Genomic DNA, 5832 nt, shown 5'->3' on the forward strand with positions numbered 1-5832 from the left:
ATCAGGTTATGGTCTCCCCGGACGGCGGCGGTTTCAGCGCCGCAACCGATACTGCGCTGGCCAACCTTGGGCTTTCGCGGCGGGTTGTCCTTTCGGTGCCCGCTGGGGCGCCGAGGTCGCGCGCAAGGCGATCGCGACCGAGTGGCCGGACCAGGTGCTGGTCAACGTCAACTTCCCGGCGGTCGATCCGGACGCGGTCACCGGCATCGCCGTGGTGCCGCACGGGCTGCGCAAGATCGGCGACGTGCTGGAGGAGCGGCTGGACCCGCGCGGCCGCACCTATTTCTGGATCGGCACCAGCCGGACGGAGGAGGCGGTGCAGGGCACCGACACCGACGTTTCCGCCATCGCCGAGGGCCGGATCACGGTGACGCCGCTGCATCTCGACCTGAACCACGCCGCCGCGATCCAGTCCCTGCGCGGCGCGTTCGCCAAGTAGGGCTGTCGCCCATGATCGCCGAACCACGGCTGATCCGGTTGCTGATGCATCTCCGCCGGTCGGGGATCACGGATCATCGCGTCCTCGGCGCGATCGAGCGGGTGCCGCGCGAGGCCTTCGTGCCCGACGCCTTCCTCGACCAGGCCTATGAGGACATCGCCCTGCCGATCGGCCGCGGCCAGACCATCAGCCAGCCGATGGTGGTCGGGCTGATGACCCAGGCGCTGGAGGTCGGCGACCGGCACAAGGTGCTGGAGATCGGCACCGGCTCCGGCTACCAGGCCGCGGTGCTGGCGCGGATCTGCCGCCGCCTCTACACCATCGAGCGGCACAAGCCGCTGCTCGACTTGGCGCTGGAGCGGATCGCCGGCATGCGCATCAGCAACATCACCGCGCGCTGGGGCGACGGCATGAAGGGCTGGCCGGAGCAGGCGCCGTTCGACCGCGTCATCGTCACCGCCGCCCATCGCGGCGACCTGCCGCCCCCGGCGCTGACGGACCAACTGGCGATCGGTGGTATAATCGTGATTCCCATGGGGGACGAGAAGCGGAACCAGCGCGTGGTCCGCTTCACGCGGACCGAAACCGGATTGGAGCGGGAGGATCTGTGGCCAGTTCGCTTCGTGCCTTTGCTGCCGGATCTTCCCGACGGGGAGGATGGCGGCTCCGGCCCATCCTACTGACGACCCTCGCCGCCGCGGGGCTCGCGGCCTGCAACGTTCCGCCCAGCGCGGATGAGGTCACCCAGCGCCCCGCCACCGCGCAGGTGCAGCCGGGCGACGACGTGCTCGCCATCGTCCGCCGCTACGACGTGTCGATGCCGGCGCTGATCGCGCTGAACGGGCTGCAGCCGCCCTATGCGCTGCAGGCCGGGCAGACGCTGCGGCTGCCGGGCGCGCCGGGCTCGGCGCCCGGGCCGGCGCCGACCATCACGCTGCCCTCGACCAGCACCGTCGTGACCGGTGCGGTCGGCGGCGCGGCCGTGGGCGGCGCGCCGCTCAACACCGTGCCCCCGGCCGCGGGCGGCGGGCTGTCGGTGCAGCGCCTGCCGCCGCCGGGCGGCGCCGCCGCGCCGGTGACACCGGGCGCCGTGCCGCCGGCGGTGCCGGGCACCGCCCCGCCCGCTGGCTCGACCGCGGTGGCGCCGACGACCGGCGCGCCGACCTCAATCATCCCCAAGCCGCCCTCGGTGCCGGCGACGACGGTGCCGCCGGTGGCCAGCGCCACCGTGCCGCCGCCGGCCGCCGCGCCGCAGACCGCGGCCAAGGGCGGCCGCTTCGCCTGGCCGGTCACCGGCTCGGTGATCGCCGGCTTCAACGCGCCGCTGGCCGGCAAGCCGAACCAGGGCATCAACATCGCCGCCCCGGCCGGCACGCCGATCAAGGCGGCCGGCCCCGGCGTCGTCGCCTATGCCGGCAACGAGCTGCGCGGCTACGGCAACCTGGTGCTGATCCAGCATGGCGACGGGCTGGTCACCGCCTACGCCCATGCCGCGTCGCTGTCGGTGAAGAAGGGCGATCAGGTCGGCGCCGGCCAGACCATCGGCACGGTCGGCCAGACCGGCGCGGTCGACCAGCCGCAGCTGCATTTCGAGGTGCGCAAGAACAGCTCGCCGGTCGACCCGAAGCAGTATCTGCAGTGAGCTAGGGGCGCTCGACCGGCGCCAGCTCGGCGAGCAGGGCGTCGAGGAAGGCCCGGACCGCGGCCGGCAGGGTGCGGCCGGCCATGGTCAGGATGTGCAGCGTGCTGTCGGTCATGCTCTCATCGGCGACCGGCACCGCGACGAAGCCGTCCAGCTGCACCCGCCCGGGGTCGCGGATGGCGCTGGTGAAGTGGATGCAGCCCTCGATGTCGCTGAAGCGGCGCAGCGCGGCCATCGAGTTGGTCGACAGCACCGGCTCCAGCGCCAGCCCCTGCAGGTTGCAGGCGGCGTCAATCAGCTGGCGCTGGGTGCGGTCGGGATCCGGCAAGGCGACGGGGTAGGGCCGGGTATCGGCCAGGGTCAGGCTCTGCCGCCCGGCCAGCGGGTGATGCGCCGGCATCAGCGCGTGCATCGGCCGGCGGATCATCCGCTCCACCGCGGTGCCGCGCGGCGGCGCCAGGTTGAAGCTGACGCCGATGTCGGTCTCGCCATCCCGCACCCGCTCGGCGATCTCGACCGAGGTGCCGATCCAGAGATGGAAGGTCACGCCCGGATGGTCGCGCCGGAACGCCGCCACCACTGGCGTCAGGACATCCAGGCCGAAGCCCTCGAAGCTGGCCAAGCGGACATGGCCGCGATGCGGGCCCTGCAGCTCGCGGATCTCGGCCGCCGCGCGCTCGCCGTCCAGCATCGACCGGCGGGCATGGGCGGCCAGGATCTCGCCGGCGGCGCTCGGCACCATGCCTCGCGGCCGGCGCTCGAACAGCTCGGCCCCCAGCTCGCGCTCCAGCTTGGCGATCTGGCGGCTGATGGCCGACGCGGCCACGTTCAGCCGCTTCGACGCATCCGCGATCGAACCGGTCCGGGCGACTTCCAGGAAATACCGCAGCGCGATGCTGTGCATGCCGTCCTGTCCTCCATTGCCGAAGCGGCAACGCGTTGTGCGAATTATGATGCTTGTGGCATGCGGGCCGCGTTCCTACCAGGGAGGACGAACGACAACCTGGACAGGGACGGCAATGGACAGCTTCTCGCCCGAGGCGATCGCGGAGGCCGTGGCGACCCGCCGGCATCTGCATGCGAACCCCGAGCTGAAATACGAGGAGCGCGGCACCGCCGACCTGGTGGCGTCGCGGCTGCGCGGCCTCGGCTACGCGGTCGAGACCGGGGTGGCCGAGACCGGCGTGGTCGGGCTGCTCGACACCGGCCGGCCGGGGCCGACCATTGCCCTCCGCGCCGACATGGACGCGCTGCCGATCCTCGAGGACACCGGCCTGCCCTATGCCTCGAAGACCCCCGGCAAGATGCATGCCTGCGGCCATGACGGGCACACCGCCTCGCTGCTGCTGGCCGCGGGCGGCCTGGCCAGCATGGCCGGGCGCCTTTCCGGCCGGATCAAGCTGCTCTTCCAGCCGGCGGAGGAGGGCGGGCTCGGCGCCGCCCGGATGATCGAGGCTGGGGTGCTGGACGGCGTCGCCGCCATCTACGGCTATCACAACCGTCCTGCCTATCCGCTCGGCCGGGTCTTCGCCAAGACCGGCCCGACCATGGGCGGCAGCTCGCTCTATGAGGTCACCATCACCGGCAAGGGCGGCCACGCCTCGCGGCCGGACCTGGCGATCGACCCGATCTTCGTCGGCACCGCCGTGGTGCAGGCGCTGCAGAGCGTGGTGTCGCGCCGGCTGTCGCCGCTGGAGTCCGGCGTCGTCACGGTCACCCAGTTCCATGGCGGCAACAGCCACAACATCATCCCGATGGCGGCGACGCTGGCGATCAACACCCGCGACGGGTCGCCCGCCGCCTATGAGCGGATCGACCAGGAGCTGCGCTGGGTGATCGCCCAGACCTGCGAGGCGCATGGCGCCACCGCGACGATCGAGCAGAGCATGCGCATCCCCTCTGTGGTCAACGACGCCGCCGAGACCGACTTCGTGCTGGCGACCGCGCTGGACATGGTCGGCCCCGACCGCTCCGGCCGCATGGACGCGCTGCCGACCATGGGGGCGGAGGACTTCGCCTTCTACCTGGAGCGGGTGCCGGGCTGCTTCTTCTTCGTCGGCAACGGCGAGGACAGCGCCTATCTGCACCATCCCCGCTACGACTACCGCGACGAGATCCTGCCGGTCGCCGCCGGCATGTTCACCGCCATCGCCGAACGCCGCCTGGGAGGCCGCTGACCATGACCACTGCCTCCCACGCCGAAGACCGCTCCTGGATGCAGCGTTTCCTGGCGCTGATCGAGCGCGCCGGCAACCGCCTGCCGCACCCGTTCCTGCTGTTCCTGATCCTCTGCGCCGTCGTCGCCGTGCTGTCCTGGCTGATGGCGATGGGCGGCGCCGCCGGCATCAACCCGAAGACCGGCAAGGAGATCGCGGTCCAGAGCCTGATCTCCGGCGACGGCCTGGTCTTCGCTCTGGCCTCAATCGCCAAGAACTACGTCAACTTCCCGCCGCTCGGCGTCATCCTGGTGATCATGCTGGCGATCGGCGTGGCCGATAAGGTCGGGATGATCGCCAGCCTGATGCAGGTCAGCGTGATCAAGGCGCCGCGGGTCCTGACCACCTTTGTCATCTTCCTGGTCGGCATGTGCAGCCACATGGCGTCCGACGCCGCCTATATCGTGCTGATCCCGCTGTCGGCGATGATCTTCCAGGCGGTCGGGCGCAACCCGCTGGTCGGCGCTGTCACCGGCTATGTCGCGGTCGGCGCCGGCTACGATGCCAGCCTGTTCATCACCCCGGTCGACATCATCCTGTCCGGCATCACCACCGGCGCCGCGCATGCGATCGACCCGAAGGCCTATGTCTCGCCGCTCGACAACTACTACTTCATCGCCTGCTCGGCGGTGCTGCTGTCGCTGGTCGGCACGCTGGTGATCGAACGGATCGTCGAGCCGCTGGCCGGCCGGTACACCGGCGACGTGGTGCTGAAGCTGGAGCCGATCGGCCAGGTCGAGAGCCGGGCGCTGAAGCGCGTCGGCTGGGTGGCGCTGGCCTTCCTCGCGGTGGTGCTGGCCGCGGTGCTGCCCGCCGGGTCGCCGCTGCGCAACGAGCAGGGCGGGCTGGTGCCGTCGCCCTTCCTCGACGCCATCGTCGCCATCCTGGCGGTGTTCTTCCTGACGCTCGGCTGGGTCTATGGCGCCGCGGTCGGCAAGGTGAAGAGCGCCCGCGACGTCGCCGGCTTCATGGCCGAGGCGGTGAAGGAGCTGGCGCCGACCCTGGTGCTGTTCTTCGCCATCTCGCAGTTCCTGGCCTGGTTCCGCTGGACCAATCTCGGCGAATGGATCGCCATCCACGGCTCGCACCTGCTCGACACCGGCGGGCTGGGCGGCACGCCGCTGGTGCTGGCCTTCATCCTGCTGGCGATGGTGATGAGCGTCTTCATCACCTCCGGCTCGGCGCAATGGTCGCTGATGGCGCCGGTCTTCGTGCCGATGATGATGCTGGTGGGGTTGGAGCCGGCGCTGGTCCAGGCCGCCTTCCGCATCTCGGATTCGGTCACCAACGTGATCTCGCCGATGAGCCCGTACTTCGCCGTCTGCCTGGCCTTCCTGCAGCGCTACCAGAAGGATGCCGGCATCGGCACGCTGGCGGCGATGACGCTGCCGATCTCGATCGGCTTTCTCGTCGCCTGGACCGCCTTCCTGGTGCTGTGGATCGAACTCGGCCTGCCGCTGGCCCCGGGTGTCGGGCTGTTTCTGAACTGAGGGGGGAGGGGCGGCGCCGGCCGCCCCGTCCTGCTACCTCGCCGC

6 protein-coding genes are annotated in these 5832 nt (G+C 71.0%); 5 read left to right on the plus strand and 1 reads right to left on the minus strand.

The window, feature by feature from the left end; all coding sequences use genetic code 11:
• Positions 1–154 precede the first annotated feature (154 nt).
• From ABDW35_RS30630 to ABDW35_RS30640, 3 genes are all read left to right on the plus strand, one after another.
• Positions 155–439 carry a hypothetical protein gene (locus tag ABDW35_RS30630; protein ID WP_343717629.1) on the plus strand — a complete coding sequence of 95 codons (285 nt, stop codon included), beginning with the start codon at positions 155–157 and terminating at the stop codon, positions 437–439.
• A gap of 11 nt (positions 440–450) precedes the next feature.
• Positions 451–1122 carry a protein-L-isoaspartate(D-aspartate) O-methyltransferase gene (locus ABDW35_RS30635; protein ID WP_343717630.1) on the plus strand — a complete coding sequence of 224 codons (672 nt, stop codon included), beginning with the start codon at positions 451–453 and terminating at the stop codon, positions 1120–1122.
• A gap of 83 nt (positions 1123–1205) precedes the next feature.
• Positions 1206–2081 carry a M23 family metallopeptidase gene (locus ABDW35_RS30640; RefSeq protein ID WP_343717631.1) on the plus strand — a complete coding sequence of 292 codons (876 nt, stop codon included), beginning with the start codon at positions 1206–1208 and terminating at the stop codon, positions 2079–2081.
• A gap of 1 nt (position 2082) precedes the next feature.
• On the opposite strand, the gene ABDW35_RS30645 is transcribed toward ABDW35_RS30640, so the two are convergent.
• Positions 2083–2985 (minus strand): LysR family transcriptional regulator, encoded by a 903-nt coding sequence (locus ABDW35_RS30645; protein WP_343717632.1) that lies wholly within the window; start codon positions 2983–2985, stop codon positions 2083–2085.
• Positions 2986–3100: 115 nt separating this feature from the next.
• Between ABDW35_RS30645 and ABDW35_RS30650 the strand changes: the two genes are divergently transcribed.
• Together ABDW35_RS30650 and ABDW35_RS30655 are read left to right on the plus strand one after the other, a co-directional pair.
• Positions 3101–4258 (plus strand): amidohydrolase, encoded by a 1158-nt coding sequence (locus ABDW35_RS30650; protein WP_343717633.1) that lies wholly within the window; start codon positions 3101–3103, stop codon positions 4256–4258.
• A 2-nt stretch (positions 4259–4260) separates the two neighbouring features.
• A complete protein-coding gene (locus ABDW35_RS30655) occupies positions 4261–5787 on the plus strand; it encodes an AbgT family transporter (RefSeq protein ID WP_343717634.1) in 1527 nt (508 codons plus the stop codon).
• The last annotated feature ends 45 nt before the right edge of the window (positions 5788–5832 follow it).

This window comes from Inquilinus sp. (genome assembly GCF_039594555.1).
Lineage (GTDB): Bacteria > Pseudomonadota > Alphaproteobacteria > DSM-16000 > Inquilinaceae > Inquilinus.

Coding starts and splice junctions, on each gene's coding strand:
- ABDW35_RS30635 (WP_343717630.1), top strand. CDS start 451: ATGATCGCCGAACCACGGCTGATCCGGTTGCTGATGCATCTCCGCCGG.
- ABDW35_RS30645 (WP_343717632.1), bottom strand. CDS start 2,985: ATGCACAGCATCGCGCTGCGGTATTTCCTGGAAGTCGCCCGGACCGGT.
- ABDW35_RS30650 (WP_343717633.1), top strand. CDS start 3,101: ATGGACAGCTTCTCGCCCGAGGCGATCGCGGAGGCCGTGGCGACCCGC.
- ABDW35_RS30655 (WP_343717634.1), top strand. CDS start 4,261: ATGACCACTGCCTCCCACGCCGAAGACCGCTCCTGGATGCAGCGTTTC.